This window comes from Piscinibacter gummiphilus (assembly GCF_002116905.1).
Lineage (GTDB): Bacteria > Pseudomonadota > Gammaproteobacteria > Burkholderiales > Burkholderiaceae_C > Rhizobacter > Rhizobacter gummiphilus.
Window position 1 is genome coordinate 3,589,090 of record NZ_CP015118.1, and the last position, 26,382, is coordinate 3,615,471.

Below are 26,382 nucleotides of genomic sequence, written 5' to 3' on the forward strand. Positions count from 1 at the left end.
CGCGTTCAGCGCTGCGCCGCGCTGCCGGCCGACGCGACGCGTTCGGCCGCCTGCGGCGCCGAGGCGGCGGCTTCGCCGAACTGCACGACCTTCACCGGCAGGCCGTCGGCCCGCATCAGCCGGGCCTGGCCCGCGGTGACGACGAGGTCGCCGACCTTCAGGCCGTCCATGATCTCCACCTTGCCGGGCACGCGCAAGCCCATGCGGGCCTCGAGCCGCTCGGTGGCGGGGCCCTGGGGGCCCTCCACCACCTTGACGACGAACTGGCGGCCGCCCTGGGGCACGAGGGCCTCCTCGGGCACCACCACCGCGTCGTCGCGGGTGGAGAACACGAGCCGGGCGCGGGCGAACATGCCGGGGCGCAGCAGGCCCTCGTCGTTGGCGAGGCTGGCCCGCACGAGCAGGGAGCGGCCGTTGGCGTCGAGCTGGGAGTCGAACGCGTCGACACGGCCCTTGAACGCCTTGCCCGGCAGGCCATCGAGCGTGACGTCGACCACCTGCCCCACCTTCAGGCGGGACAGCACGCCTTCGGGCAGCCGGAAGTCCACGAGCATGCCGGCCACGTCGTCGATGCTGACGAGGTCGGCGCCGTCCTTGACGTAGTCGCCGACGTTGACGAGGCGGATGCCCGCCACGCCGTCGAACGGGGCCAGCACGCGCATGCGCACGAGCTGGGCATCGGCCAGGGCCACCTGGGCCTCGGCCACCTCCAGTGCCGCGGCGGACTGGTCGACCGCGCTCTGGCTCACGAAGTTCTGCGACGCGAGGTCGCGGTTGCGCTGCAGGTTCGTGCGGGCGATGCTGGCCTGCGCCTTGGCCTGCGCGAGCTGGGCGCGCTGGAGCGTGTCGTCCAGCTGCACGAGCAGCTGGCCGCGGCGCACGCGGGCGCCGTCGCTGAAACCCAGCTTGTCGATGCGCCCGCTGGCCTCGGGGCGCAGCATCACGCCCTGGCGCGAGCGCAGCGAGCCCACGGTGGAGGTTTCGTCCCGCAAGCGCATGGCGCCGGCGCGGGCGACTTCCACCGCCGCGGGCCCGTCGGAGCCCGCGGGGCGGCCCGCGGCCGGCGGCGCCGAGGCGGTGTCCTTTCCGCGCGAGCCGTCCTGCCGCTGGTACACGTAGGCCGCGACACTGATGCTCGCGAGCCCGACCACCGCCACGAGGGCGTGCAACTTCTTCATCGTCTTCGACCCAATGTGGCGGCCTGTGCCCGGGCCGGGGCCCGTGGTGCCGCAGGAAAACGGCGCGCTCAGCGCGCGCTGGCGGACCTCGTCGCGAGCGCCTTGTTGGCCAGCGCATCGGCCCGCTCGTTGTACACGTCCCCGTTGTGCCCGCGAACCCAGCGTGTCGTGACTTTTCTGGCATCCGCCGCCGCGAAGAGCTGTTTCCAGAGCGCGAGGTTGGCCACCTGCTCGCCCTTGGAGTTCCGGAAGCCCTTGCGCTCCCAGCCCGCGCGCCATTCGCCCAGGCCCTTGAGCACGTACTGGCTGTCGGACACCAGCTCCACCACGCCGCCCACCGGCACCCGGTTCAGACCCTCCAGCGCGGCGGTGAGTTCAGCGATCTGGTTGGTGCCGGGACCGATGAAACCGAAATGATCGGTTTCGGTGGTGTCCGGGGCGATCAGCACGCAGCCCCAGCCGGCCGGGCCGGGATTGGAAGGCGCGCAGGCCCCGTCGGTGTAAGCAACCCATTTCATGGCGTGGTGTGTCCTGTCTCGGTCAACTGCAAAAACCACACATGATGCCGTGAAAACGGGTCATTCCCGCGACTGCCGATGGCTCACCACCGCCCGCGCCGCCTTGGCCGCCTGCCGCTGCTGCCTCGCCAGCCCCACGAGCCGCATGCCACGCACCCGCTTGACCGCCACGACGAGGTACACGGCCCCGAACACCGGCCACCAGCGTTCGCCCACCCGCTCGGCCCAGTCGAAGCGCTGCAGCCAGCGTTCCGACCGCAGCGGCGGCGCGTAGCAGCCGAAACGGGCCGCCTCGACCTCGAAGCTCAGCAGGCGCAGCCAGTCGCGCATGCGCCGGTAGCCGATGAAGTCGCCGCCGCTCGGCAGGAACAGCCCGGCCCGGGGCTTGAACCCCATCTGGCGCCACAGCTGGCCGCACCGCTGGCGCACGCCCCACAGGCTGCGCGGGTTGAAACCGAGGATCACGGCCTTGCCCTCGGGCATCAGCACCCGCTCCACCTCGCGCAGTGCGAGGTGGGGATCCCGGGCCAGTTCCAGGGCGTGGGGCAGCACGATCAGGTCGAGGCTCTGGCTGTCGAAGGGCAAAGCGTCGAAATCGCACTGGAGCACCACCTGCGCCCTGGAGTAACCTCGGCGGGTTTCCTCGTCCGGAACTTCGCCGCCGGGCGGTGACTCCACCGTGTCCCCCCCCCGGTGCGGCGGCTGGTCCGTCGCCAGCCAGCGGTGGGGCATGCGGTTGTCCCGCAGCGCATCCAGTTCGGGCAGCCCGAGCTGCAGGGCGTGGAAACCGAACACGTCGGCCACGCTCCGGTCGAGCTGGGCCTGCTCCCAGGCCAGCAGGTAGCGGCCGGGGGGCGTCTCGAGCCATTCCGCCAAACTTATAATGCCGACGACTTGTGTCATGAACCTGCTTGCACTGCCTGCCTTTGCCGACAACTACATCTGGATGCTCCACGATGGCCGGCAGGCACTCGTCGTCGATCCGGGTGATGCCGCCCCGGTGCTCCAGGCGCTCGAGGCCCACGGGTTGTCGCTCGCAGCGATTCTAGTGACTCACCACCACAACGATCATGTCGGCGGGCTCGCCGCCCTGCGGCCCCGGCTGCAGGGGCCCGTGTTCGGCCCGGCCCGGGAGAGCATCCCCGGCCCGATCACGCCCGTTTCGGGCGGCGACACCGTCACCGCCCTCGGCCTGTCGTTCGAGGTGATCGACGTGCCCGGCCACACCGCGGGGCACATCGCGTTCTTCCACACGCCGCCGGACGGCAGCGCACCGCTGCTCTTCTGCGGCGACACGCTCTTTTCAGGCGGCTGCGGCCGCCTTTTCGAAGGCACGCCGGCGCAGATGCACCAATCGCTGTCCCGGCTGGCGGACTTGGCCGGCGACACCCGCGTCTGCTGCGCCCACGAATACACCCTGTCCAACCTGAAGTTCGCCCGCGCCGTCGAGCCCGGCAACACCGACCTGCTCGACTACTCGGCCCGCTGCGAGGACCTCCGCGCCCGCGGCCTGCCCACCCTGCCCGGCGCCATCGGGCAGGAGCGCCTGATCAACCCGTTCCTCCGCTGCGGCGTCCCCGCCGTCGCAGAGGCCGCCCAGCGCCATGGCGCCGGCAGCCGCGACGAAGTCGACGTGCTGGCTGCCCTCCGCCAATGGAAAAACGAATTCCGATGATCCAACCCTCCTCCCTGCGGCGCGCCGCCGCGGCCGCCGCCCTCCTGCTCTCGGCGTGGCTGGCCGGCTGCTCCACCGTCGCCCCGAACGGCGGCGCCGACGCGGCCGACGACGACGTCTCCGACATCGTCCGCGCCGCCCAGTCGGCCGCCAGCGCCGCCACGCCCGCCTCGGCCCCCCGCACGATCGACCCGAACCAGGCCGTCGCCGCCCCCATCGACCCGTTGCGCCCGAACGAGGCCGTCGACCTCAACGCCGCGGCCGCCACCGTCGACCTGTGGGACCGCCTGCGCCGTGGGTTCGCCATCCCCGACCTCGACACGCCGCTCGTCCAGAAGGGCGAACAGTGGTACTCCTCGCGCCCCGACTACGTCCAGCGCATGACCACGCGCGGCAGCCGCTACCTGTTCCACATCGTCGAGGAGGTGGAACGCCGCGGCATGCCCACCGAACTGGCCCTGCTGCCGTTCATCGAGAGCGCGTTCAACCCGCAGGCCGTGTCGTCCGCGAAGGCGTCGGGCATGTGGCAGTTCATGCCGGCCACCGGCAAGTACTTCGAGCTGCGCCAGAACGTGTTCCGCGACGACCGCCGCGACGTGCTCGCGTCCACGCGCGCCGCGCTCGACTACCTGGGCAAGCTGTACGGCATGTTCGGCGACTGGCAGCTCGCGCTGGCCGCCTACAACTGGGGCGAGGGCAGCGTGCAGCGCGCCATCAAGCGCAACCAGCGCCTGGGCCTGCCCACCGACTACCTGAGCCTCAAGATGCCGGACGAGACGCAGTACTACGTCCCGAAGCTGCAGGCGGTGAAGAACATCATCGCGCGCCCGGCCGACTTCGGCATCAGGCTGCCGCCGCTCGAGAACCACCCGTACTTCCTGAGCGTGCCCATCGAGCGCGACATCGACGTGTCCCTCGCCATCGCGCTCGCCGGCGTCTCGCGCGACGAGTTCCACACGCTGAACCCGCAGATGAACAAGCCGGTGATCCTCGCTGCCGGCACGCCGCAGCTGCTGCTGCCGTACGACAACGCGAGCCAGTTCATCCGCAACATCTCGCTGCACCAGGGGCCGCTGGCCACGTGGACGGCCTGGGTCGCCCCCACCACGCTGCACCCGGCCGAGGCCGCCAAGCGCGTGGGCATGCCCGAGTCCGACCTGCGCGAGGTCAACAAGATCCCGCCGTCGATGCTCGTGAAGGCGGGCTCGACGCTGCTCGTGCCGCGCGCGCAGACCTCGCAGCGCGACGTGTCGCCCGAACTGGCCGACAACGCCGTCATGGCCCTCACGCCCGACGTGCCGCCGCTGCGGCGCGTGACGCTCAAGGCCGGCAAGCGCGACTCCGTCGCCACCGTGGCCAAGCGCTACCGCGTGACGCCGCACCAGGTGGCGGAGTGGAACAAGACCAGTGCGAGCGCCAGGTTCAAGCCGGGCGAGACCATTGTGGTCTACCTTGCATCGAAGGCCGCGCGCGGCAGCAGCAAGGCCTCCGCGAAGGCCAGCCACGGCAGCGTGAAGGCGGGCAAGTCCACGAAGGCCGCGCCGTCGAAGAAGACGTCGGGCACGAAGAAGTCGGCACCGGCGAAGAAGACGGTCAAGAAGAAGCACTGACCAACCCTCGCGGGCATCCGGCCTACAATCGCCGCATGCCCGCCACCCTCGCCCTCCTCGACACCTCCGCCCCCGCGGCAGGCCGTGCCGTGGTGGCGACCGGTCCCCTCCCCCGCACCACGCGTCCCCCGCGGCGCCAGGGCCTGGCCGCACATCCCTAGGCCCGGCCCCTCCGGTTCACCACCGCAGGCCGCCGGGCTCTCACTGCACGACCGGAACGGTCAGGTGAGACACCTCCTCCCTCGGGCGCACTCGCGCACCGGCTCCCACCCCGCCCTCTCCGGTCGACACCCCATGTCGCCGGAATCGGCCGCGCCTGCCCTCGTGGGCTCGCGGCCGGCGCCGGCCATCGCTTTCCGCCGGTGCATCGCACCGTGCGGGCAACCGGAGTGCAGGGAATGCGCAAACTTCTTCGAACGATCGCGGTGCTGGCCGAAGGCACCGCCGGCAGCGCCATCCGCCGTGCGGCGCGGCTCGCGACGCGTGACGACGCGGCCATCGTGCTGGTGTCCGTGGGCGACGGTTCGTCCCCCGTCGCGCTGGCCGACGTGCTCGTGCAGGCCGACTGGCTTCGCACGCAACACGGCCTGACCCGCGTGCTCGTGTGCGCGGTCGCCGTGGACGACCTCGCCGCGGCCAATGCCGCCTGGGACCTGCTGGTGATGGACGGCCTGCCGCCCGGCCTGCGGGCCTGGTTCGGCACGCCCGCCGAGGTGCTCCGCACCTGTGTCTGTCCCGTGCTGCTGTCGACTCGCCGCGGCGGCGTGCGCTACACGCGCGCGCTCGCGCCGGTGGGCCTCGAAAGCCACATCGCCCCCATCGCCGAAGCGGCGACGGGCCTCACCGGCGCGGCCGAAGTGCACGCGCTGCACGTGATGCAGACGAGCGAGGAGCAGTTGATGCAGGCGCTCGGGGTGCCGCAGCACATCGTCGCCCGCCACTGGCGCGACCGCGTCGAGGCCACGCGCCGCCGGCTCGAGGCCCGCTTCCCCGACGACGGACCGAGCCGCCCGGCCCGGCTGCACGTGCGCCCGAGTGGCGCCATGGCCGCCCACCTCGTCTCGGCCACCCGCACCTTCGGCGTCGACCTCGTCGCGCTTCGGGCCTGGCGCTCTCGCCTCCCCGTGGGGCGGCTGCACCTGGGCGTGGCGCGCCGCCTGATGGCCGAGGCCGGCTGCGACGTGCTCGTCGTCCCGCCGCCCGCACATCCGCCCTGGCCGCGGGAGGGCTGAGGACCATGCGCATCGACGTCCGGCTGCCCCCGGGACAGATCGAGCTCGACCTCGCCGCGCTCGCGCGGCGCCTGCCCACGCTGCCCGGCCCGCTGAGGGCCTGGCGGCCGGCGGACCCGTCGACCGCAACCCTCCTCTGGCGGTCGGCCCCGTCGGGGGTGTACGTCTACGTCGTTCCGGCGGACCGGCCGGGCCTCGCGGGGTACGTGGCCTTCGCGCGGGTGCCAGCGCCGCAGGGCGAGGTCTTCTCGCCCCACGCGAAGTTCGCCGCGGACCACCAGCGCCTGGGCCTCGCCACACGCATCTACCAGTGGATGCTCGACGGCGGCGCCTGCCTGCTGAGCGGGGCCCGCCAGTCCGAGGCGTCGCATCGGCTGTGGCGGTCGCTTGGACGGAGCCGGCCGCTCCGATTCGCCCAGGTGACACCACGGGCGCTGCACGACCTCGGCACGGAGGCGCCGGACAACGCCTTCGTCGACCTGGACACGCGCCTGCTGCTGCTCGGCCGCGGGCGCACGGTCGACAGCGTGGTGCGCCGTCAGTCGCCGGCCGGCAGCGTGTACTCGAACTCGTAGAAGTGCTGCCCGTCCGCGATGCGGATGCGCAGGGCGCCGGTGATGCCGGCCAGGTCTCCCGTCCCCGAATCGGGCACCACCGTGATCGAGAGCTGTTGCGCGCCCTTGTCCATGGTGCCCGTGTGCTGCAGCACGAACGCGCCGGCGCGGCCCGACAAGGCGCCGGTGACGCGCTCGATGGCGACGTAGCCGGCCGAACCCTTGACCGGGGTCATCGCGGTGAGCATCTGGCCCTCGCCGGTGGCGTCGAGGTCGCCCTCGAAGCGCTTGCGCAGCGACAGGCGGCCAAGGCTCACGCCGTCGCGGGTGTCGGCCTCGCCCTGCGGGCTCATGTCGACGGTGAACGAACCTCTCGCGATCGTGGCCATGCGGCGTCCTCCTCGGGATGGAACCCCGGAGTATCGCCGCAGGTCTCGGGCCCTGTCAGGGTTTCGCGAGGTAGTCGAGGGCCAGCACGGCCAGCGTGCGCGCGCCCATCGGCAGCGCCGCCTCGTCGAAGTCGAACATCGGCGAGTGATTGGCCGGGGCGGTGGCCGCATCCTTGCCCTTCGGGGCCGCGCCCATGAAGTAGAAGAAGCCCGGCACCACCTTCTGGAACTCGGAGAAGTCCTCCGAACCGCTGACCTTCGGGATGACCGCCACCTTGCCGTTCGCGGCCTGCTTCAGCGCGGGCAGAGAAGCCTCGGTCAGCGCGGCCGGGTTCGAGGTCACGGGGTAGGCCGTGGGGCCGAAGCTCACGTCCGCCTTCGCGCCGGAGGACGCGGCGATGGACTGGGCCGTCGTCACGATGCGCTGTTTCGCCTCCGTGCGCATGGTCTCGTCGAACGTGCGCAGCGTGCCCTGCATCTCGACGAAATCCGGAATGATGTTGTCGCGGTTGCCGCCGTGGATGGACCCGATCGACAGCACGGCCGGCTCCTTCGTGATGTTGAGCTGGCGGCTGACGATGCTCTGCAGGCCCACCACGACCTGCGACGCGGCGAAGATCGGGTCCACGCCCGTCCACGGCGACGAGCCGTGCGTGCCCCGGCCGGACACCTTGATCTGCACGCCGTCCGAGCCCGCCATCAGCGGGCCCGAGCGGTAGCCCACCACGCCCAGCGGGATGTTCGACGTGAGGTGCAGGCCGAAGATGGCCTGCACGTCCTTCAGCGCGCCCTGGGCCACCATGGCCTTGGCGCCCCAGGCCTCGTCGTCGTGCGCGTGGCCGTCGCCGCTGTCGGGCTTGCCCTCCTCGGCGGGCTGGAACACGAACTTGATGGTGCCCGGCACCTGCTCGCGCAGGCCGGCCAGCACCTCGGCCACGCCCATCAGGATCGCCACGTGGCCGTCGTGGCCGCAGGCGTGCATCACCGGCGTTTCCTTGCCCTGGTACCGCGCCTTCACGGTCGACGCGAACGGGAGCCCGGTGGCCTCGGCCACCGGCAGCGCGTCCATGTCGGCGCGCAACGCCACCACCTTGCCCGGCAGGCCGCCCCTGAGCGTGCCCACGACGCCTGTGCCGCCCACACCGGTCTGCACGTCGAGGCCCAGCGCGCGCAGGTGGTCGGCCACGGTCTTCGCGGTGCGCTTCTCCTGGCCCGACAGCTCGGGGTGCGCGTGGATGTCGCGCCGCCACGCGGTGAGCTTCGGCGTCACCGCGGCGATGCGCTCGTCGAGCGTGGACAGCGTGGCCGGCGCCACCTGGGCCTGCACGTGGCAGACGGACAGCAGCAGGGACACGGCGGCAGCGGTGTGGCGGAGGGTGGCGTTCATCGGGGTCCGGTGGGAGTGGATGGAGTGCGGGTCATCGTAGTGACACCCCGCCCCGGCAGGCAGAGCGAGAATGGCCAACCACCGAGCCGATCCCGCCACCCGGATGTCCACCCCCACCCTCGCCGCCCACGTCGACGTGATGGTCTGCCCGCACGCGCTGGCCGGCGCCGCGCTGTCGTTCGTCGACGTGCTGCGCTCGGCCAACACCATCTCGACGCTGCAGCACGGCGACGCCGCGCCCCACATCGGCTGGCGGCTCGTCGACGCGGCCGGCCGGCCGTTGCGGGGGCTGCCGGCCGAGCTTCGCGGGTATGCCGACGCAGGCCTGCGGAGCGAGCGCCACCCGCGCCGGGCGCTGTTCGTGCCATCGCTGCTGGCCCGCGACATGCCATCGCTCCGCCACACGCTCGACGGGCTCGACGCGGCCGTCAAGCGCATCGCCGCGGCCTTCGACGACAGCGCACTCGTGGTCACCCTCGGGGCCGCGACGTGGCTCGCGGCCCGCACCGGCCGCATCGACGGCCTGCGCGTCGCGCTCGCCTGGTACCAGTCGGGCGGCTTCCGCCAGGACTTCCCTCACGTCGCCGTGGCACCGGGCAGTGCCTGGCTGCACGACGGACCGCTGCTGAGCGGGGCCGAGTCTGCCACGCTGATCCCCGTCGCACTCGAACTCGTTCGCCTGGCCGTGGGCCCGGAGCTGGCCCAGGCCTGCGCGAACGTGCACCAGCACGACCCCGACCGCCAGCATGCCGCCGTGCGCGCCGCCGCGCAGGCGCACCTCGGCACCACGCGTGGCAGCCCGGTGGCGCTGGCCGTCGCGTGGATGGGCGAACACCTCGACCGCCCGTACCGGCTGCGCGAGGTGGCCGACGCCGCCGCGGTCAGCCCGCGCACGCTGCTGCGCCACTTCCAGGAGGCCCTGGGTCACTCGCCACTCGACCACCTGCACGGCCTGCGGTGCCAGCGGGCGCGGGTGCTGCTCGAACTGTCACTCGACGGGGTGCCGGCCATCGGCGAGGCGTGCGGGTATGCGGACCCGGCGGCGTTCCGGCGGGTATTCCGCCGCGAGGCGGGGGTGTCGCCCGCGCAGTACCGGCAACGCTATGCGCTCCGGTCACCGCGGGTGCGGTGGAAGGTGGACGCGACCTGAAGGGGGGTCAGCGCCGCGCCACGAGCGCGTGTGCGATGGTGCCCAGGTCCACGTGTTCGAGTTCGCTGCCGATGGGCACGCCGCGCGCGAGCCGGGTCACCCGCACCTCGCGCGACTTGAGCGCCTCGGCGATCACGTGGGACGTGGCCTCGCCCTCGGCGGTGAAGTTGGTGGCGACGATGACCTCGTCGACCACGCCGTCGGCCGTGCGGTCCATCAGGGCCTGCAGCCCGATGTCGGACACGCCGATGCCGTCGAGCGGGCTCAGCCGCCCCATCAGCACGAAGTAGAGGCCCTTGTAGCTGCCGGTGCGTTCCATCGCGGCCTGGTCGGCGGGGGTTTCCACCACACAGAGCAGCTTCGGATCGCGTTCGGGGTCGAGGCAGGTGCTGCACACCGGCGCCTCGGTGAACGTGTGGCACCGCTCGCAGTGCCGCACGTCGTGCAGCGCCGTGTCGAGCGCATCCGCCAGCGTCTGCGCACCGACCCGGTCGTGCTGCAGGAGGTGGAACGCCATGCGCTGCGCCGACTTCTGCCCCACGCCCGGGAGCAGGTGCAGGGCGTCGATCAGCGCCTCGAGGGCGGATGCGGCCACGGACTCAGAACGGGAACTTCATGCCGCCGGGCAGCGGCATGCCGGCGGTGAGCTTGCCCATCTTCTCCTGGGAGACCTCTTCCGCGCGGCGCAGGCCGTCGTTGAAGGCGGCGGCCACGAGGTCTTCCAGCATGTCCTTGTCGTCGGCCAGCAGGCTCGGGTCGATCACGACGCGCTTGACGTCGTGCTTGCAGGTCATGGTCACCTTCACGAGGCCGGCGCCGGACTGGCCTTCCACCTCGATGGTGGCCAGTTCGTCCTGGGCCTTCTTGAGGTTTTCCTGCATCTGCTGCGCCTGCTTCATCAAGCCGGCGATCTGGTTCTTCATCATGGTGTGATCCTTTTGGACTGGACTTCAGTGGAATTTGACGGACCCCGGCACGATGCGCGCCGTCTTGAACTGCTGCATCAGCGACTGCACCAGCGGGTCGTTGGAAATGATCTGTTCGGCCTCCGCCTGGCGGCGGTTGCGCTCGGCCGAGGCGCGCAGGGAGGGCGTGTCCGTGGCCTGGCCGCTCTCGAACTCGAAGCGCACCGGCTGCTTCAACAGCTCCGACAGCGCGCTCTGCACCTTGTTGCACTGGGCCGGCGCGCGCAGCATCTCGCGCTCGACGATCAGGCGCCACACCATCGTGCCGTCGCGGGTCTCGACGGCCAGGCAATGCGCCTGCATCGCCATCTCGCGGGCCAGCGCCGAGATGGCGCCCGCGGCGTTGAGCTGCATCACGACGTCGTTCCAGCGCGCGCCCATCTGGGTGGGCACGTGGAGGGTCGGCGCGGGATCGGCCGGCAGCGGACGGCGCGCCACCGGGGCCACCACCGGCTCGGACGGTTCGCCGCGGTCGGGTTCGAAGTCGTCCAGGCTCATGGGCGCCTCGTTCGACGGTTCGCCGTCGAACGGCTGCTCGTCGAGCCAGGCCGGAGGTTCGTCGTCGCGCACCGGGACCGGCACACGCACGGCCGGGGCCTGGGCGACCGCCGCGGGGCGCATGGGTTCGCGGGGTGCGGGCGCCGGGACGGGCACCGGGGCCGGTGCGGCCGCGCGAACTGGCGCAGGCGCAGGCACGGGAGCGGGCATCGGCGGACGGACCGGCACGGGCGCGGCCACGGAGACCGGAGCGGACACCGGCGCCACCACGGGCGCGGCGACCGGCGCCGGCGCCGGTGACGACGCGGCTGGAGCGGAGGCCGGACGCGCCGGTGCGGGCGCGGGCGCACCACCTGCCGGACGGAACGCCAGCATGCGCAGCAGCACCATCACGAGGCCGCTGTATTCGTCGGGCGCGAGGTTCAGCTCGGCACGGCCGTGCAGCACGATGCTGTAGAGCAGCTGGATCTCGTCGGCCGGCAGCAGCGCCGAGAGGCGCACGGGCGCGGCGCTGTCGGGATCGGCCGGGTCCAGCGCGTCGGGCACGGCCTGCACCACCGCCATCTGCTGCAGCAGCGACGCCATCTCCTCGAGCGTGCCGGTGGCCGACAGGCCCAGGCCGCGCAGGTCGTTGACGGCGGCCACCACCTCGGCGCCCTGCCCCGCGGCCAGCGCGTCGATCAGGCGCACGGCGTGCGAACGGTCCACCGCGCCGAGCATCTGGCGCACGCCCGCCTCGGTGAGCGAACCGGCGCCGAACGCGATGGCCTGGTCGGTGAGGGACAGTGCGTCGCGCATCGAGCCGCGCGCGGCGCGCGACAGCAGGCGCAGCGCGCCGGGTTCGGCCTGGATCTGTTCGGCGCCCAGCACGTTGCCGAGGTGCTCCAGCACCGTCTGCGGCGCCATGGGCCGCAGGTTGAACTGCAGGCAGCGCGACAGCACCGTGGGCGGCACCTTCTGCGGGTCGGTGGTGGCCAGCACGAACTTGAGGTACTCGGGCGGCTCCTCGAGCGTCTTGAGCATCGCGTTGAACGCGGTGTTCGACAGCATGTGCACTTCGTCGATCATGTAGACCTTGAAGCGCCCCATCACCGGCTTGTAGACGGCCTGGTCGAGCAGCTGGGAGATTTCTTCCACGCCGCGGTTCGACGCCGCGTCGAGTTCGACGTAGTCGACGAAGCGGCCGGCGTCGATGTCGCGGCAGGCATCGCACACGCCGCACGGGTGGGCGGTGATGCCGCCCTGGCCGTCGGCCCCGGTGCAGTTGAGCGCCTTCGCGAGGATGCGCGACACGGAGGTCTTGCCGACGCCCCGGGTGCCGGTGAACAGGTAGGCGTGGTGCAGGCGCTGCTGCGTGAGCGCGTTGCCCAGCGCCTGCACGACGTGCTCCTGCCCCACGAGCGATTCGAAATCGCGGGAGCGGTACTTGCGAGCCAGGACGAGGTAGGACATCCGGGCATTCTACGGTCGCCGTCGGGTGCAACACGACGCGGATCGTCACCTGCCCGATAATCCGGGTTTGGCCCCTCCGCCGGCACCGACGTCCGAACCCGCTCATGAACACCAAGTCCACCCCGCCCACCGCCAACGACACCCTCAGCTACGAACAGGCCGGCGTCAACTACGACCTGATCGACCCGCTGAAGGTCGCCGCCCAGCGCGCGGCCAAGGCCACCGGCGCCCACCTGGCGACGCATGGGTTCACCGAGGTCGAGGCGTCGCGCGGCGAATCGGCCTACGTCGTCGACGTGGGCCCGTTCTACATCGCCTCCATCGTCGAATGCCTCGGCTCGAAAGCGCTCGTCGCCGACGAGATGAAGGCACTGACCGGCAAGAGCTACTACGACGGCATCGCGCAGGACACCATCGCGATGGCCATCAACGACCTGATCACCGTGGGCGCCACCCCGCTCGTCGTGCAGGCCTACTGGGCCGCCGGCGGCTCCGACTGGTTCGGCGACGCGCAGCGCGCCCAGGCCCTCGTGGCCGGCTGGAAGCGCGCCTGCGACGTCTGCAGCGTGGCCTGGGGCGGCGGTGAAACGCCCGCGCTGGCCGGCATCGTGGCCGATGGCCGCATCGACCTCGCCGCCAGCTGCACGGGCCTCATCAACCCGAAGGAACGCCTGTCGGTGGGCGACAAGCTCGGCGCGGGCGACGCCATCGTGCTGCTGGCCTCGAGCGGCATCCACGCCAACGGCCTGAGCCTCGCGCGCAAGCTGGTCGAGCGCCTGCCGAACGGCTACCTGACCGAGGTGGAACCGGGCCTCACCTACGGCGAGGCCCTGCTCGCGCCCACCGTGCTGTACTCGCCCGTCACCGAGGCGCTCTACAAGGCCGGCATCATTCCGAACTACTGCGCGAACATCACGGGCCACGGCTGGCGCAAGCTGCTGCGCCACCCGGCCGTTCACACGTACCGCATCCACACCGTGCCGCCGGTCACGCCGGTGCTGAAGTTCATCCAGCAGCACGCGAAGCAGGACGACTTCGAGGCCTACGGCACGCTCAACATGGGCGCCGGCTTCGCGCTGTTCGTGAAGGCGGAGGACGCCGAGCGCACCGTCGCCGTCGCGAAGGCCCAGGGCATCGACGCCTGGGTCGCAGGTAGCGTCGAAGCGGGCCCCAAGAAACTCGTGATCGAACCGCTGAACATCGAGTTCGGCGACGACGCCCTGCAACTTCGTTGACCTTTTTCGGGGAGAGCCCTCCGATCGACGTTACAATCGTCGGTGACGGGCCTCCCCGCATGGAAGCGCGGCCAACCGGGTCAGGTCGGGAACGAAGCAGCCCTAACCGCTGTGACCAGTGCCGGGGTCGGGCTCGTCACCCTCCGTTGAGCCCCCTACGGCGCTTCGCGCCGGTCCCCCCGAGGGGGAGCCACGGGTGTATAGACCGGGGACCTGGGTAACAGGCGTGCGAGGACCTGGGTAACAGGTTCAAGGGTATCAGGGCAGGCTTAGATCGATGCGTCCGAAGTGGTGGTGGCAGTAGTACAGGTCGTACGAGCCATCGCGATCGGACCGCGGCCTCAGTCCAATCTGCTCGCCCCGCAGGCTTTCGTAGATCCGGATCTGCCGTCCCTTGACGTCAATCCAGCCGCCTGACTGCACGCGCCTGACCAAGTCGTCGGGACCATATTCCACAGGAGGAAGCTCTGTTGGCATGGGGAGTCGGCTCGCCTGGTAGCGCTGGCTGGGCGTTTGCATGCCGATGCCTTCATGGGGCCGCACATGGTTGTAGATGTGCCTCCAGGAGTCGAAGTGCCGCTGGGCGTGAGGCATGTCAGCGAAGTTGCGGCAGCTGATCACCTCGGCTTTGAGTGAGCGGTGGAATCGCTCATCTTTGCCATTTGTCTGGGGATGGAACGGGCGACTGTGCGTCAGAGCGATGCCCAGCCGAATGAACCAAACGCCTAACCGTGTAAAGCCTTCCTGACCGGGCGCTCGCCAAGGGGAGCCGTTGTCCGTGTTGATTCGTCGCGGTAGCCCGTACTTCTCGAACGTACGCTTCAAGGTCGCTTGCACGAACTCGAAGCTCTCGGTCTCCGAGGCCTCCAGCGTCAAGTTGTAGCGGGAGTAATCGTCGAGGACTGTGAGCGGGTGGCAGCGCTGGCCGCTCACCGGAAAGTGCCCCTTGAAGTCCATCTGCCACATGTCGTTGGGCGCTTCGTGTTCGAAGCGTTGCCAAGGCTGAGCTGCCGCACTGGCCGTTGGTGAGATACAGCCGTGACGACGCAGAATCGAATTGGCGGTGCTGGGAGCCAGCTCGATGCCGTGGTCACGCTGCAGCACATGAGCGATCTTGCGCCCGCCCCAGGCAGGGTGGGCCGCTCGCATCTGAAGCACCTGCTCCTCGATGGAGGTGGGGGTTCTAGCTGGTGAACTTCCAGGTCGCGTGGACTGGTTGTCCAGCCCCGCTCTCCCTTCCTGCCGCCAGCGCTCCAGCCACTTGTAGCCCGTCTTGCGGCTGATTTGGAAACGGCGACAAAGCTCGCTCACATTGGCCGACTCTGCGCCGGCCAACCGAACAAACTCCTCACGTAGGTCTGTCACGGCAGCGGTTCTCCAGGGCACGATTGCTCCCGATGTCGCATCGGGCAAAAGTGTTACCTAGGTCCTCGCACACCTGTTACCTATGTCCCCGGTCTATACACACGGGTCGCCCGGGGGACCCGGGCTCGCGTGTGGCTTGATCTGTCGGCTTGCTTCGCTCGCCTCCCCGCATTCGCGTTTTCGCTTCAGGGCATTGCTCGCCTTGCTCGCTCGCCCTTGACGTGCTGTCGGGGGTTCTTCTCCCATTCTTCCGTCGCTGAATATCCAGCACCTCGTCTGCGTGCTGTATGGAATCGTTCATCGGTCCGTTCGGCTTCTGCTGTCTTTTCACCGATTTCGGCCGTCATGACCAGTGGCGGGCGTGGCATGGATCCTGAGTAGGAAGGGCATTGCCGGCCTCTTCCGTTGGGGCCGGTTCCTTCCGGATTCCGTGCCATGCCGTCTTCTGCCGCCGTTCGCGAGTTGCTTCCCCGCGCCTCCGCTCCTCCACTCGCCGCCGTGCCCGCGACGCCTCGGCCTGCGCCGACTGGTCAGGTCAGGTTGGAACAGATCGGCATCCGGTTCGGGGCCGGTGCGAAGGCCGTGGACGCGGTGCGGGGCGTCGACCTGTCGCTCGCGGCCGGGGAGTTCGTCTCGATCGTGGGCCCCTCGGGCTGCGGCAAGTCCACCCTGCTGAACGTGGTCGCGGGATTCACGCGACCGACCGAAGGGCGGGCCTTGCTCGACGGCGAGGCGATCACCGGGCCCGGGCCCGACCGCGGGGTCGTGTTCCAGCAGTACTCGCTCTTTCCGTGGCTCACGGTGCGGGGCAACGTGGAGTACGGGCTGCGCGTGCGCGGGCTGCCGCGGGCCGAACGCGCGGCCATGGCCTACGACCTGCTCGCGCGATGCGGGCTCTCGGCGTTCGCCTCGCACCATCCCGAGCAGCTGTCGGGTGGCATGCGGCAGCGGGTCGGCATCGTGCGCGCACTCGCGAACGAGCCGCGCGTGCTGCTGCTCGACGAACCCTTCGGGGCGCTCGACGCGCAGACGCGCGAGGTGATGCAGGCGCTGCTGCTCGACATCTGGCAACGCTTCCGCACCACGGTGCTGTTCATCACCCACGACATCGAGGAAGCCGTGTTCCTGTCCGACCGCGTGTGCGCGATGTCGGCCCGGCCGGGCCGCATCCTCGCCGACCTGCCGGTCCCCCTGCCCCGCCCCCGCGACCACGGCATGACCCGCACCAGCGACGGCGCGCGGCTCGTGGGCGAGTTGCGTTCGCTCATTCGCGCGCAGAGCCTCGCGGCGTTCGATTCCACGCTCGCCTGATTCGTTTCCCCCTCACCACCCCGGTTCCCCATGACTCGCCTCCCGCTCCGCCACCTCGCCGCCGCCCTGACCGCCGCGGCCCTGTTCACCACCACGTCCGCGTCGTTCGCTGCCGACAAGGTGCGCCTCGCCATCAACCTCTCGCCGATCTCGGCGCTGCCGCTGATCGCCCAGCAGAAGGGCTACTTCACCCAGCAGGGCCTGGACGTGACGATCCAGAACTTCACGTCGGGCCGGCAGGCGCTGGAGACGGTGCTCGGCGGCGGCGCCGAGATCGCCACCGCGGCCGAGTCGCCCGTCACGGCGGCCACGTTCGCGAACCAGAAGGTGGCCCTGCTCGCGCGCATGGAGTATTCGGAACTGAAGACGCTCGTGGCCACGCCCGGCGTCGCCAAGGTCGCCGACCTCAAGGGCAAGCGCATCGGCTACGCATCGGGCACCGGCAGCGAGGTCTACACGTTCGAGCTGCTGAAGAAGGCCGGCCTCACGAAGGCCGACGTGACGCTGGTGAACCTGCGTCCGCAGGACATGATCGCGGCCGCGGCCTCCGGCAGCATCGACGCGTACAACATCTGGGAGCCGCACGTGGCGAACGGCCGCAAGGCGCTCGGCGCGAAGGCCTCGCTGCTCGACTCGCGCGACGTGTACTCCGAGACGTTCAACGTGGTCACCACCGACACCTGGGCGCGCGACAACCCGAAGGCGGCACAGGCCTTCCTGCGCGCGCTGCTGCAGGCCGAGCAGTGGCTGAAGGCCAACCGCGACGACGCCATCACGCTGGTGGGCACCGCGGTCAACCTGAAGAAGGAAGAACTGGCCGAGGTCTGGAACGACTACATCTTCGAGCTGGTGCTCGACGACCGCACCGTGCGCGCACTGAAGAACCACGCCCAGTGGCGCCTCGACACCGGCAATGCCGCCGGCGGTGCCACGGCCCTGCCCGACTTCGGGAAGGTGATCGTGAGCGGGCCGCTGAAGGCCATCGCGCCGGAGCGGGTCAAGCTGTGACCTCCGCGGCCCTCGCGCGCTGGGCCTCGATCCCGCTGCTGCTCGCGCTCTGGCAGGGCGTGTGTTCGCTCGGGGTCGTGAACCCGGTGCTGTTCCCTTCGCCGTGGGTCGTGCTGACCGCGCTCACGGACTACGTGGCGAAGGGCGACGGCATCGCCGACCTCGCCGCGAGCCTCGGCCGCGTGGGCATCGGCTACCTGGCCGGCGCAGGCGTCGGCCTCGTCACGGGCCTCTACACCGGCACGCGGCCGGTCGTGTCGGGGCTGCTGTCGCCCGCCTTCCAGCTGCTTCGCCCGATCCCGCCCATCGCCTTCGTGCCGGTCGTGATCGTCTGGTTCGGCCTCACGGAGTGGGGCAAGTGGTTCCTGATCTTCTGGGGCGTGTTCTTCGCCGTGTGGATGGCCACGCACATGGGCGTGCAGCGCGTGAACGAGAACCTCGTGCGCGCCGCGCTGAGCCTCGGCGAGCGGCCGCACCGGCTGCTGTGGTCGGTGCAGCTGCCGGCGGCCGCGCCCACCATCCTCGTCGGGCTGCGCACCGCCGTCAGCATCGCCTTCTACACCCTCGTGGCCGCCGAACTCGCCGGCGCCTACGCGGGCATCGCCTACCGCATGGAACTCACGCAGCAGAACATGCAGATCGGCCACACCCTCGCGGGCCTCGTGCTGCTGGGCGTCGTGTCGGCCCTCGCCGACCGGCTGTTCACGTGGGGCTCCCGCCAACTCGTCCACTGGTCCTCATGAGTGCACTCCACTCCCTCAGCCTCGACGCCGCCACGCTGTCCCGCGGGTACCGCGAGGGGCGCTTCACACCCGCCGACGTCGTCGAGGAGGCCTACCGGCGCATCGCCGCCGGCGGCGACCACCACGCGTGGCTGCACCTCGCGCCGCGCGAGGAGGCGCTGGCGCGGGCCGCGGCCGTGTCCGCACGCTCGCTCGACGACCAGCCGCTGTTCGGGCTGCCCTACGGCGTCAAGGACAACATCGACGTGGCCGGCTGGCCCACCACGGCCGGCTGCGAAGCCCTGCAGTACGTACCGCAGCGCAGCGCCGCGGTGGTGGAGCGGCTCGACGCGGCCGGGGCCATCAACCTCGGCAAGCAGAACATGGACCAGTTCGCCACAGGCCTCGTGGGCGTGCGCACGGTGACGCCGGCGGCCCGCAACGCGCTCGACGCGCGGCTCGTGCCGGGCGGGTCGAGTTCCGGGTCCGCGGTGGCCGTGGCCGCCGGGTTCACGACGTTCTCGATCGGATCGGACACGGGCGGCTCCGGCCGCGTGCCGGCGGCGTACAACAACATCGTCGGGCTGAAGCCCACTCCGGGGCTCGTCAGCACACGCGGGTTCCTCTACTGCAACCGGACCTTCGACGTGCCCCCGGTCTTCGCGCTCACCGTGCGGGACGCGCAGGCGGTGTTCGACGCGATCGCCGGTCCCGATTCCGAGGACGCCGGCACGGTGCAGCGGCCGGCGGGCGAACACCGCTGGGGACTCGCCTCGCCGCCCGGCCTGTTCCGCTTCGCGCTGCCTCGGCCGGACCAGCTCGACTTCTTCGGCGACGACACGATGCGCCGCCGCTTCGACGCGGTCGTCGATCTGCTGAACGGCCTCGGCGGCACGCCGGTCGTCATCGACCTCGACCCCTTCCTCGAGGCCGGCCGCCTCGTGTTCGACAGCCCGCTGGTGGCCGAACGCTGGCTCACGTACGGCGAGACGCTCGAGCGCCACCCGGAGGCCGTCCACCCGGCCGTGGCGCAAGCCATCGGCAACGCGAAACACTACACCGCCAGCGACACGTTCCGGGCGCTGTACCGCCTGCAGGGGCTCCAGGCGCTCACGCACCGGGTGCTGGCCGACGTGGACGCCCTGGTGCTGCCGACCGTGGGCACCCTGCTGACGGTGGCGGAGGTGGAGGCCGACCCGGCGCTCAACACGCACATGGGCCGCTACACCTACTTCGCGAACCCGCTCCGCCTGCCCGCGCTCAGCGTGCCCGCCGGGTTCCGCGCGGACGGCCGGCCCTTCGGGCTGAGCCTGGTCGGCGCCCCCTTCACCGATGCGCGCCTCGGCGCCCTCGCCCACGCGCTGCAGGCCCGCGTCGGCGGTCGCCTGGGTGCCACCTCCACGTCCTTCGAGGAGATTTCCGCATGACCCGCCCGCTGCCGTTCAGCTGGGAAACCTGGGGCCGCCTCGGCGCGGTCGAACTCGCCGAACACGTGCGCCGCCGCGACGTCGCGCCGGAGGAAGTCGCCGCGCAGGCGCATGCGGCCGCGGCCGCCACGCACGAGCCGCTGCAGGCCCTCGTCGAACTCTTCGACACCCCGGCCGAGGCGCCCGACCTCGCGCTGCCCGACGGCCACCGCACCCGCGGCCTGCTGGCCGGCGTGCCGCTGTTCCTCAAGGACCTCGGTTCGTCGGTGGCCGGTGTGCTGCGCGAGAACGGCTCGGCGCTGCACCGCGGCGAACGCACCAACCGCACCGACCCGCTGATCGCCGCGTGGCTGCGAGAAGGCGCCCAGGTGCCCGGGCGCACCACGACCGCCGAACTGGGCATGGCGTACGACACCACGACGGTCTACAACGGGCTGCAGGTCACCCGCAACCCGTGGGACGTGTCGCGCACGGCGGGCGGTTCGTCGGGCGGCAGCGGCGCGCTGGTGGCCGCGGGCGTGACGCCGCTCGCGCACGCCACCGACGGGGCGGGCTCCATCCGCATTCCCGCCGCGTTCAACGGCCTGGTGGGGCTCAAGGTCACCCGCGGCCGCTCGCCGCTGCCCTGGCATGTGAACGAGTTGCTCAACACGTCGATGGTCGAAGGCGTGATCGCGCGCCACCTCGCCGACGCAGCGCTCGCGCTCGACGCGGCCACGCGCCACCGCGCCCCGGCCGGCAAGCAGTTCCTCGCGGCCGGCTTCGATCCCACGGACGCGGTCGCCGCACTGCGCGACGTGCCGCGGCGCCTGCGCATCGGCGTGACCACCGACGGCCTCGGCCGGCCCACCGCACCCGACGCCGCGGTGATCGCCCGCGTGCGGCGCGTGGCCGAGACGCTGGCCCGCGCGGGCCACGACGTCGAGGAGATTCCGTCGGCTCACCTGCCGGACTGGGGCAGCGTGTGGCGCAGCTTCGAGACCTTCTGGGCCGGCATGCGTGCCGCCTCATGGGAGGTGGCCAAGGGCGTGCCCGGTGCCGAGTTGCGTGCCGCGCTGTCGCCGATGGTGCGGGCGTACTGGGATGCGTCCGCCCGCTACGACAAGGGCGACGTGATGCGCTACCAGGCCGCGAACGTCTCGCACACGCTCGCGTTCGCGACCCTGCTGGAGCGGCACGACGTCCTGCTGATGCCCGCGTTCCCGTATGCGACGCCGCCCGCGAACGGCGACTGGTCGCCGGCCCTCGCGCACGACTTCGACACGTTCCTGCAGCGGTTCCTCGACAGCGGCCGCTACACCATTCCGGCCAACGAGACGGGGCTGCCCGCCCTCGTGCTGCCGACGGGGCCGGGGGACGACGGCCTACCCATCGGGGTCCAGCTGTACGGGCGCTGGCGGGAGGAGACTGAACTGCTGCGCGCGGGCGCGGCCGTGCAGGCCGCGATCGGCACGCCGGACGGCGTGCCGCGGGTGCACGTCAGCCGCCTGTAGCGGTCACCCCACGTGCGGGGCCACCCACCGCCCCGCGGTGGCGGCCACCGCGCTGGCGAACGTGCCCCATGCCACGTCGGCCGCGGCCAGGCCCAGCGGCCAGCCCTTGAGCGTGGCGAGGTTCGTGAGGTCGTAAGTCGCATACGCGAAGAAGCCGAAGGCGGCGCCCAGCGCGGCAGTGCGCCACAGCGGGGCGTCGGCGCCCGGGCCCACGGCGAACAGCACGAGCCCCACCGGGTACAGGAGGTAGAAGAGTCCGGCGGCCCAGAGCTTCACGTCGGCGGTCATCAGATGGCCGATGCCCTGCTGGTACCAGTTCATCGCGATCACGCGCAGCCACACCATGTCGATGGCGAACAGGACGATCGCGGTGACGGCGTACGCCGTCAGGGTCTTGGTGAGGGTCATGGGCGGGGTGCTGTCAGCCGAGGGCGAAACAGCGTACCGCATCCGGGTTGACGGCGGCCGGGGCCGGGCGCACGTCATCGAACATCAGGTCGGCCGGCTTCGGGCAGACCGTGCTGCACCGGACGAGCTGGTCGACGACCATGCCGTCGTCGTCGAACACCTCGGCGAGGTAGTGGCACTCGCCGTTGAACAGCAGCGCGCGGGGTGCGTCGGAGGGGCCCAGCAGGACCATGTAGTGGGCGCAGTGGGCCCGGGGGTTCGCTTGCATCGCGTGTCTCGAATCGCTTTTCATGATGGTCCTCATCGTAAGAACGAGGACCTTCGAGACGTAGCAGCGGCGAGCTTGTCGTGGTGTCGGAGGCCGCTGACAGAAAGCGTCACGGCCGCTTCTGCTTCTGGTACGCCTCGTTCGACGGCGTGCCCCGGTCGGTGTCGACCTTGCCGGACACCACGTCGTCGTGCGCCTGGCGCATCTCGGGACGCGGTTCGCTCTGCTGGCTGTCGGACGATTCGTCGTGCTCGTGCGGGAGGCGGGGCGCGGACTCGTCCATCGGGTCGCGGTCCTTGCCCTGGGGCTGGTGCACCGGGCGGGTCTGGCCACCCGGCTTGCGGTCATCGGCCATGGCGCCCTCCGTTGCCCTGGCGGCGCACGCTGCGGGACACCCGGGAGCCGTCGCGCCCGCCGTCACCGCCCTGTCGGCGCTGGCGGATCACCTTCGCGCGCAGTTCGTGGCGGGCCTCGTCGATGGCGGCCTCGTCGTACAGGTTGAAGGCCTCGATGTCGCTGTCGTCGCGCACACGGCCATTCCCGATGTTCAGCTTCATGCCCTGGGCTCCCGTCGTTGCAGGGGCGACGCCCCTGATGGCGCAACGATAGGCCGCAGGCGCCGGGGCGGACCAGGGGCCGCGGGGCCACGCGCGTGTAGGACATCGCCGCGTCCACCCTGCACGGACGCACGAATAAGGAGCGCCCGGCCACCGCGAGGCGGCCGGGCGCGTCCTTTCTCTTCTCCTGGGGCTCTCTCTCTACCTGCCCTCTCCTCCTCGCAAACCTGGTCAGGTCACCGCATGTACTTCCCGTTCGGACCCACGATCGTGATCTCCACGAAGTTCGAGCCGTGGTGGCGCGTGGGGCCGAAGTTGAGCGGGAAACCGCCCATGTCGAACTTGCCGATGGACTCCATGCCCGACGTCACGCCCGCCGACGTCAGGGCCTTGTTGGCCGCCGCGCGCTTGAGGCCTTCGAGGAGCACGCGCGCGTTCAGGTAGCCGTAGAAGTGGTCGTAGTCGACGTCGATGTTCGCGGTCTTCATCACCGCGTTGAAGTCGCGCGTGACGGCGCTGGTCTGGCGCCACGGGTACGGGATGATCTGCGTGTAGGCCATGCCGCGGCCGTCTTCGCCGAGGGCCGCCACGAGCTGCTTCGCATTGGCGATGGACAGCGCGTACACCGGCACGCCCACGTAGTTGCGCAGGGCCTTGATCATCGGCACGGTGGACGGACCGAAGGCCAGCAGCAGCACGGCCTGCGGCTTCGAGGCCGCGAGGGCCTGGGCCGACGCCGCGGCATCCGCGCCGCTCACCTCGAGCGACTGCTTGCCGACGATGGTGGCGCCCAGCTCCTTGGCAACTTCCTCCACCACCGGCAGCATCAGCTGGCCGAAGGCATGGTTCTGGTAGATGACGCCGATCTGGGTCTTCAGCGTGGTCACGAGGTTGCGGATCATCTGCACCACCTCGTCGCGATAGCTCGCCATCGTGGTGAAGAAGTACGGGTGCTGCTTGGCGCGCAGCACCGGCGAGCCGCCGTAGGCGCCGATCATCGGCACCTTCTTCTCGGCCAGCATGGGCAGCACCGCGGCCACGTTGGCCGTGCTGGCGTAACCGAAGAGCGCGACGCACTTCTCATCGTCGATCAGCTTGGCGGTGTTTTCCACGGCCTTCTTCGGGTCGTATGCGTCGTCCAGCGTGATCAGGCGCACCGGCTTGCCCCCGATGCCGCCCTTCTTGTTCACCTCGTCGAACGCGAGTTGCTGGCCCTTCAGGGGCAGCAACAGCGTGGGGGCCAGCGGGCCCGTCAGGTGGCAGCTCTGGCCGATGCGGATCTCCTTCGCGTCCTGCGCCCACGAGGAGCCCCAGGCCAGGGAGCCGGCGGCAGCGGCGGCGGTGGATTGAAGTGCGCGGCGGCGCGTCCAGGTCGGATGTGTCATCAACTCTCTCCGGTTGTCTGCGGTGGTCTTCGGGTTCTTGGGGTGCGGGACGGAGTGGATTCTCACAATGCTGCACACCCGTTTACCAAGGGGAATACCCGCGTTCGACCCGGCCGCGAAGGCCATAGCGTGACCGGCATCACGCGCAGTGCATGCGCGTGCAGAAAGGCGGTCAGCTCGACTGCTTGAAGGCCATCACGGCCTGGTTGCGCAAGGTGCGCAGCAGCGAGAGTTCCTTCTCGCCGAGCTCGATGCCACCGGGGGCGGACTTGTCGGCGTAGATGAGCGCGAACGGCGCGCCCTTCATCAGCAGCGGCAGCAGCAGGAAGGCCGGCGCGTTGACGGACTTGGCGTACCACGCCGGAAGGCGCGATGCGATGGAGCCCACGGAGGTGTCGGAGATGAGGGTGTCGGCGCCCTTCAGGCACACCGCGGAGAAGAGATCGGGCGGCGAGCCGGGCGCGGGCTTGAGCGCGACCTTGAAGATCGGCGACACGTTCTCGACCCCGTGCCCGAGGCCGAAGCGGCCCGTGAGCGTCTCGGTCTTCGGGTCGCGCAGGCAGAAGACGATGCGCTGGAAGCCGAGTGCGCGCAGCATGGTCTCGAGGATCATGCGCAGCACTTCGTTGAGGCGGAAGTCCTCCACCATCGTGTTCGTGATGTCCTGGATGCCGGCGGCCAGCATCTCGGCGGCGCCCTCGCCCGTGGCCATGGTGCCGGCCTGCGGCGCGGTGCCGTCGGCGGGCATCGTGGCGTGCAGCGCGTGTTCGGTGATCGTGTCGTGTGGCGCCGGCGACCCGGTGCCGTTGCCGTGCGTGGCGAGCAGGCGTCGCATGGGCGAGCCCGGCTGCACCTGCAGGCCCATCGCCCGCGCGAGGTCGGCCACGCGCTGCTGCGCGAGCGCGGCGGCGGCCTGCATGTCGCGCGCGCCGATGCCCAGCACGCGCATGTACTTTTCGGCGACCCGGGCGATGGCGGCGCTGGCCTGGCCGGCATCGGCCTGCAGCAGCACGTCGGTGACCTCGTTCGAGACGAAGGCGATCCAGCGCAGGCGCTCGCCGGGTTTGTCGCCCGCCCGCGACGGCACCTCGGCGCCCGGCTTGCGCATGCAGCGCTGCAGGCCTTCCGGCAGGCCCCAGGCCTTCGCGACACCGACCCCGAGCTCCTCGAAGCTCAGGCCCAGCACCTTGAACGACGCCGCGTCCTCGGACTCGGCGGGCAGGCCCGGCCGCGGGGGCGCGGCGCGCAGGCTGCGCACCTGGCGGGCTTCCTCGGGGAAGTAGAACTCGGTCAGCAGGCGGCCGAGGTTCTGGAACATCGCGCCGATGAACGCTTCCTCGCCGTCACGGCCGCCGCTGCTCAGCTCGTTGGCGAGCGAACCCGCCATCAGAGAGCGGAGGAACTCCTCCTTGAGCTGGTTCGCGTGCGCCTTGTCGTGCATGTGCTCCAGCAGCACGAGGCTCAGCGCCATGTTGCGGATGCCGGCGAACCCGATCAGGGCCACCGCGCGCGAGACCGTGCTGATGCTGCCGCCGCCCGCCTGGCTGTAGTGCGCGGTGTTGACCATGCGCAGCAGCTTGTTGGTGAGCGCGACGTCCTTCAGGATCTCGCCGGACAGGCTGGCGAGGCTCTCGTTCTCGGAGTTCGCGACGCGCTGGATGCGCCCCACCGAGTCGGACAGCGCGGGGAAGTCGGTCTTGTGCCGCATGCGGCGCAGCAGGAACTCGAGCGTGCCGCTGCTGCCCGCGGCCGCGTCGGTCACGGCGGCGGGGTTCAACCACTGCAGCAGTGCGTCGCGCAGCTCGGCCGCGCTGGCGTGGCGGCTCGCCGCGTCGCGCGCGATGCTGCGCTGGACGATGGCGCGCAGCGCGTCGTCCACGTCGGCGCCCATGGGTTCGGGCAGGCGCAGGTCTTCGTGGGCCACGCGGTACATCGCGCGGAACGGGTCGCGTTCGGCGATCACCGGCCGGCCCGACAGCAGTTCGGCGAGCACGAGGCCGGCCGAGAACACGTCCATGGCCGGCGACGGCTTGACGCCGTGCGTGGCCTCCGGCGACATGTAGCCGGGCGTGCCGACCACCTGCTGCTTCGCGGCGTCGGTGACCCGGGCGGCGATGCCGAAGTCCATCACGCGGGCGCGGGACTGGTCGTCGAGCAGGATGTTCGACGGCTTGAGGTCGCGGTGCACGACACCGGCGGCGTGAGCGGTCTGCAGCGCGTCGAGCACGTTGACCATCAACTGCGCCGCCTCGCGCGCGGGCATGGGGCCCTTCGACTTCAGCCGCTCGGCGAGGGTCTGCCCCGCGACGTACTCGAAGACGAGGTAGGCCTGCTGCTCGTGCATGTCCGCCTCGAAGAGCGGCACGATGTGCGGATGGTTCAGGCGGCTGACGCTGCGCGCCTCCTGCAGCCACGGGCTGGCGGCGTTGACGGTGGCGCCCACGTGCATCAGCTTGACGGCCACCTCGCGCTCCAGGCGGGGGTCGAACGCGAGCCACACGGTGGCCTGGGCACCTCGCCCGAGCTGGCGGCGCAGCTCGAAGCGGCCCAGCTGGGCAACGGGCGCGGGCGCGAGAAGAGCCATGGGAATCGGTC

At 71.0% G+C, this 26,382-nt stretch carries 26 protein-coding genes and 1 other RNA gene; 12 read left to right on the forward strand and 15 right to left on the reverse strand.

All coding sequences use genetic code 11. The annotated features are described in order from the left end of the window. Nucleotides 1-5: 5 nt before the first annotated feature. The 3 genes from A4W93_RS16120 to A4W93_RS16130 all read right to left on the reverse strand — a co-directional run bounded on the left by A4W93_RS16120 (nt 6) and on the right by A4W93_RS16130 (nt 2,599). Nucleotides 6-1,178, reverse strand: coding sequence for an efflux RND transporter periplasmic adaptor subunit (locus tag A4W93_RS16120; protein WP_085751581.1), 1,173 nt, complete (start codon nt 1,176-1,178; stop codon nt 6-8). A gap of 68 nt (nt 1,179-1,246) precedes the next feature. Then, on the reverse strand, nt 1,247-1,696 hold the full coding sequence (locus tag A4W93_RS16125) for a ribonuclease H family protein (protein WP_085751582.1): 450 nt from the start codon (nt 1,694-1,696) through the stop codon (nt 1,247-1,249). 60 nt (nt 1,697-1,756) lie between these two features. Continuing rightward, nucleotides 1,757-2,599 (reverse strand): class I SAM-dependent methyltransferase, encoded by an 843-nt coding sequence (locus A4W93_RS16130; protein WP_085751583.1) that lies wholly within the window; start codon nt 2,597-2,599, stop codon nt 1,757-1,759. Between A4W93_RS16130 and gloB the strand changes: the two genes are divergently transcribed. The 4 genes from gloB to A4W93_RS29695 all read left to right on the forward strand — a co-directional run bounded on the left by gloB (nt 2,598) and on the right by A4W93_RS29695 (nt 6,788). Further along, complete coding sequence (gene gloB, locus A4W93_RS16135) at nt 2,598-3,371, forward strand: hydroxyacylglutathione hydrolase (protein WP_085751584.1); 774 nt, start codon at nt 2,598-2,600, stop codon at nt 3,369-3,371. The genes A4W93_RS16130 and gloB overlap by 2 nt on opposite strands. After that, nucleotides 3,368-4,981: a transglycosylase SLT domain-containing protein gene (locus A4W93_RS16140; protein ID WP_085751585.1), complete on the forward strand. Its 1,614-nt coding sequence runs from the start codon at nt 3,368-3,370 to the stop codon at nt 4,979-4,981. Before gloB ends, A4W93_RS16140 begins: the two co-directional genes overlap by 4 nt. Before the next feature lie 398 nt (nt 4,982-5,379). Continuing rightward, a complete protein-coding gene (locus tag A4W93_RS16145; protein WP_085751586.1) occupies nt 5,380-6,213 on the forward strand; it encodes a universal stress protein in 834 nt (277 codons plus the stop codon). Nucleotides 6,214-6,218: 5 nt separating this feature from the next. After that, on the forward strand, nt 6,219-6,788 hold the full coding sequence (locus A4W93_RS29695) for an N-acetyltransferase (RefSeq protein ID WP_099959919.1): 570 nt from the start codon (nt 6,219-6,221) through the stop codon (nt 6,786-6,788). Here A4W93_RS29695 and A4W93_RS16150 read toward each other — a convergent pair. Next, a complete protein-coding gene (locus A4W93_RS16150; RefSeq protein ID WP_085751587.1) occupies nt 6,752-7,156 on the reverse strand; it encodes a DUF3224 domain-containing protein in 405 nt (134 codons plus the stop codon). The two genes, A4W93_RS29695 and A4W93_RS16150, sit on opposite strands and share 37 nt — an antisense overlap. Nucleotides 7,157-7,211: 55 nt before the next feature. Further along, nucleotides 7,212-8,543, reverse strand: a complete 1,332-nt coding sequence (locus tag A4W93_RS16155; RefSeq protein WP_085751588.1) for an amidohydrolase — start codon at nt 8,541-8,543, stop codon at nt 7,212-7,214. 70 nt (nt 8,544-8,613) lie between these two features. On the opposite strand from A4W93_RS16155, the gene A4W93_RS16160 reads away from it, so the two are divergent. Continuing rightward, nucleotides 8,614-9,693: a GlxA family transcriptional regulator gene (locus tag A4W93_RS16160; protein ID WP_169726550.1), complete on the forward strand. Its 1,080-nt coding sequence runs from the start codon at nt 8,614-8,616 to the stop codon at nt 9,691-9,693. 7 nt (nt 9,694-9,700) lie between these two features. Here A4W93_RS16160 and recR read toward each other — a convergent pair whose 3' ends face one another. From recR to dnaX, 3 genes are read right to left on the reverse strand one after another with little or no spacing between them, the layout of a single operon-like run. Then, complete coding sequence (gene recR / locus A4W93_RS16165; protein WP_085751590.1) at nt 9,701-10,288, reverse strand: recombination mediator RecR; 588 nt, start codon at nt 10,286-10,288, stop codon at nt 9,701-9,703. Between the two features lie 4 nt (nt 10,289-10,292). Then, a complete protein-coding gene (locus A4W93_RS16170) occupies nt 10,293-10,619 on the reverse strand; it encodes a YbaB/EbfC family nucleoid-associated protein (RefSeq protein WP_085751591.1) in 327 nt (108 codons plus the stop codon). Nucleotides 10,620-10,643: 24 nt separating this feature from the next. Then, on the reverse strand, nt 10,644-12,608 hold the full coding sequence (dnaX, locus tag A4W93_RS16175; RefSeq protein WP_085751592.1) for a DNA polymerase III subunit gamma/tau: 1,965 nt from the start codon (nt 12,606-12,608) through the stop codon (nt 10,644-10,646). A 104-nt stretch (nt 12,609-12,712) separates the two neighbouring features. On the opposite strand from dnaX, the gene A4W93_RS16180 reads away from it, so the two are divergent. Continuing rightward, complete coding sequence (locus A4W93_RS16180; RefSeq protein ID WP_085751593.1) at nt 12,713-13,843, forward strand: AIR synthase-related protein; 1,131 nt, start codon at nt 12,713-12,715, stop codon at nt 13,841-13,843. 44 nt (nt 13,844-13,887) lie between these two features. Next, an RNA gene (gene ffs, locus A4W93_RS16185) (signal recognition particle sRNA small type) lies at nt 13,888-13,984 on the forward strand. A 117-nt stretch (nt 13,985-14,101) separates the two neighbouring features. Here ffs and A4W93_RS16190 read toward each other — a convergent pair. Then, a complete protein-coding gene (locus tag A4W93_RS16190; protein WP_085751594.1) occupies nt 14,102-15,229 on the reverse strand; it encodes an IS481 family transposase in 1,128 nt (375 codons plus the stop codon). A 519-nt stretch (nt 15,230-15,748) separates the two neighbouring features. On the opposite strand from A4W93_RS16190, the gene A4W93_RS16195 reads away from it, so the two are divergent. Genes A4W93_RS16195 through A4W93_RS16215 form a run of 5 tightly spaced genes read left to right on the forward strand, consistent with a single transcriptional unit; the run spans nt 15,749 to nt 21,169 of the window. Next, nucleotides 15,749-16,519 (forward strand): ABC transporter ATP-binding protein, encoded by a 771-nt coding sequence (locus A4W93_RS16195; protein WP_237357552.1) that lies wholly within the window; start codon nt 15,749-15,751, stop codon nt 16,517-16,519. A 30-nt stretch (nt 16,520-16,549) separates the two neighbouring features. Continuing rightward, entirely contained in the window at nt 16,550-17,527 is a 978-nt protein-coding gene (locus tag A4W93_RS16200; protein WP_237357553.1) for an ABC transporter substrate-binding protein, read from the forward strand. Next, a complete protein-coding gene (locus tag A4W93_RS16205) occupies nt 17,524-18,270 on the forward strand; it encodes an ABC transporter permease (RefSeq protein WP_099959920.1) in 747 nt (248 codons plus the stop codon). The genes A4W93_RS16200 and A4W93_RS16205 overlap by 4 nt, the downstream gene beginning before the upstream one ends. After that, the gene (locus A4W93_RS16210; RefSeq protein ID WP_085751596.1) at nt 18,267-19,676 is read left to right on the forward strand and encodes an allophanate hydrolase; all 1,410 of its coding nucleotides are present in this window, start codon (nt 18,267-18,269) and stop codon (nt 19,674-19,676) included. The genes A4W93_RS16205 and A4W93_RS16210 overlap by 4 nt, the downstream gene beginning before the upstream one ends. Continuing rightward, nucleotides 19,673-21,169: an amidase gene (locus A4W93_RS16215; RefSeq protein ID WP_085751597.1), complete on the forward strand. Its 1,497-nt coding sequence runs from the start codon at nt 19,673-19,675 to the stop codon at nt 21,167-21,169. The genes A4W93_RS16210 and A4W93_RS16215 overlap by 4 nt, the downstream gene beginning before the upstream one ends. A gap of 3 nt (nt 21,170-21,172) precedes the next feature. On the opposite strand, the gene A4W93_RS16220 is transcribed toward A4W93_RS16215, so the two are convergent. The 6 genes from A4W93_RS16220 to A4W93_RS16245 form a co-directional block, all read right to left on the reverse strand. Continuing rightward, nucleotides 21,173-21,577, reverse strand: a complete 405-nt coding sequence (locus A4W93_RS16220) for a DUF2177 family protein (RefSeq protein WP_085751598.1) — start codon at nt 21,575-21,577, stop codon at nt 21,173-21,175. Nucleotides 21,578-21,590: 13 nt separating this feature from the next. Next, a complete protein-coding gene (locus tag A4W93_RS16225; protein ID WP_085751599.1) occupies nt 21,591-21,845 on the reverse strand; it encodes a hypothetical protein in 255 nt (84 codons plus the stop codon). 109 nt (nt 21,846-21,954) lie between these two features. Continuing rightward, nucleotides 21,955-22,200, reverse strand: a complete 246-nt coding sequence (locus A4W93_RS16230) for a hypothetical protein (RefSeq protein ID WP_085751600.1) — start codon at nt 22,198-22,200, stop codon at nt 21,955-21,957. Continuing rightward, nucleotides 22,190-22,402 carry a hypothetical protein gene (locus A4W93_RS16235; protein ID WP_085751601.1) on the reverse strand — a complete coding sequence of 71 codons (213 nt, stop codon included), beginning with the start codon at nt 22,400-22,402 and terminating at the stop codon, nt 22,190-22,192. Before A4W93_RS16235 ends, A4W93_RS16230 begins: the two co-directional genes overlap by 11 nt. Before the next feature lie 236 nt (nt 22,403-22,638). Further along, nucleotides 22,639-23,787, reverse strand: a complete 1,149-nt coding sequence (locus tag A4W93_RS16240; RefSeq protein ID WP_099959921.1) for an ABC transporter substrate-binding protein — start codon at nt 23,785-23,787, stop codon at nt 22,639-22,641. A 172-nt stretch (nt 23,788-23,959) separates the two neighbouring features. Beyond that, the gene (locus A4W93_RS16245; protein WP_085751603.1) at nt 23,960-26,371 is read right to left on the reverse strand and encodes a serine/threonine protein kinase; all 2,412 of its coding nucleotides are present in this window, start codon (nt 26,369-26,371) and stop codon (nt 23,960-23,962) included. Nucleotides 26,372-26,382: the final 11 nt, after the last annotated feature.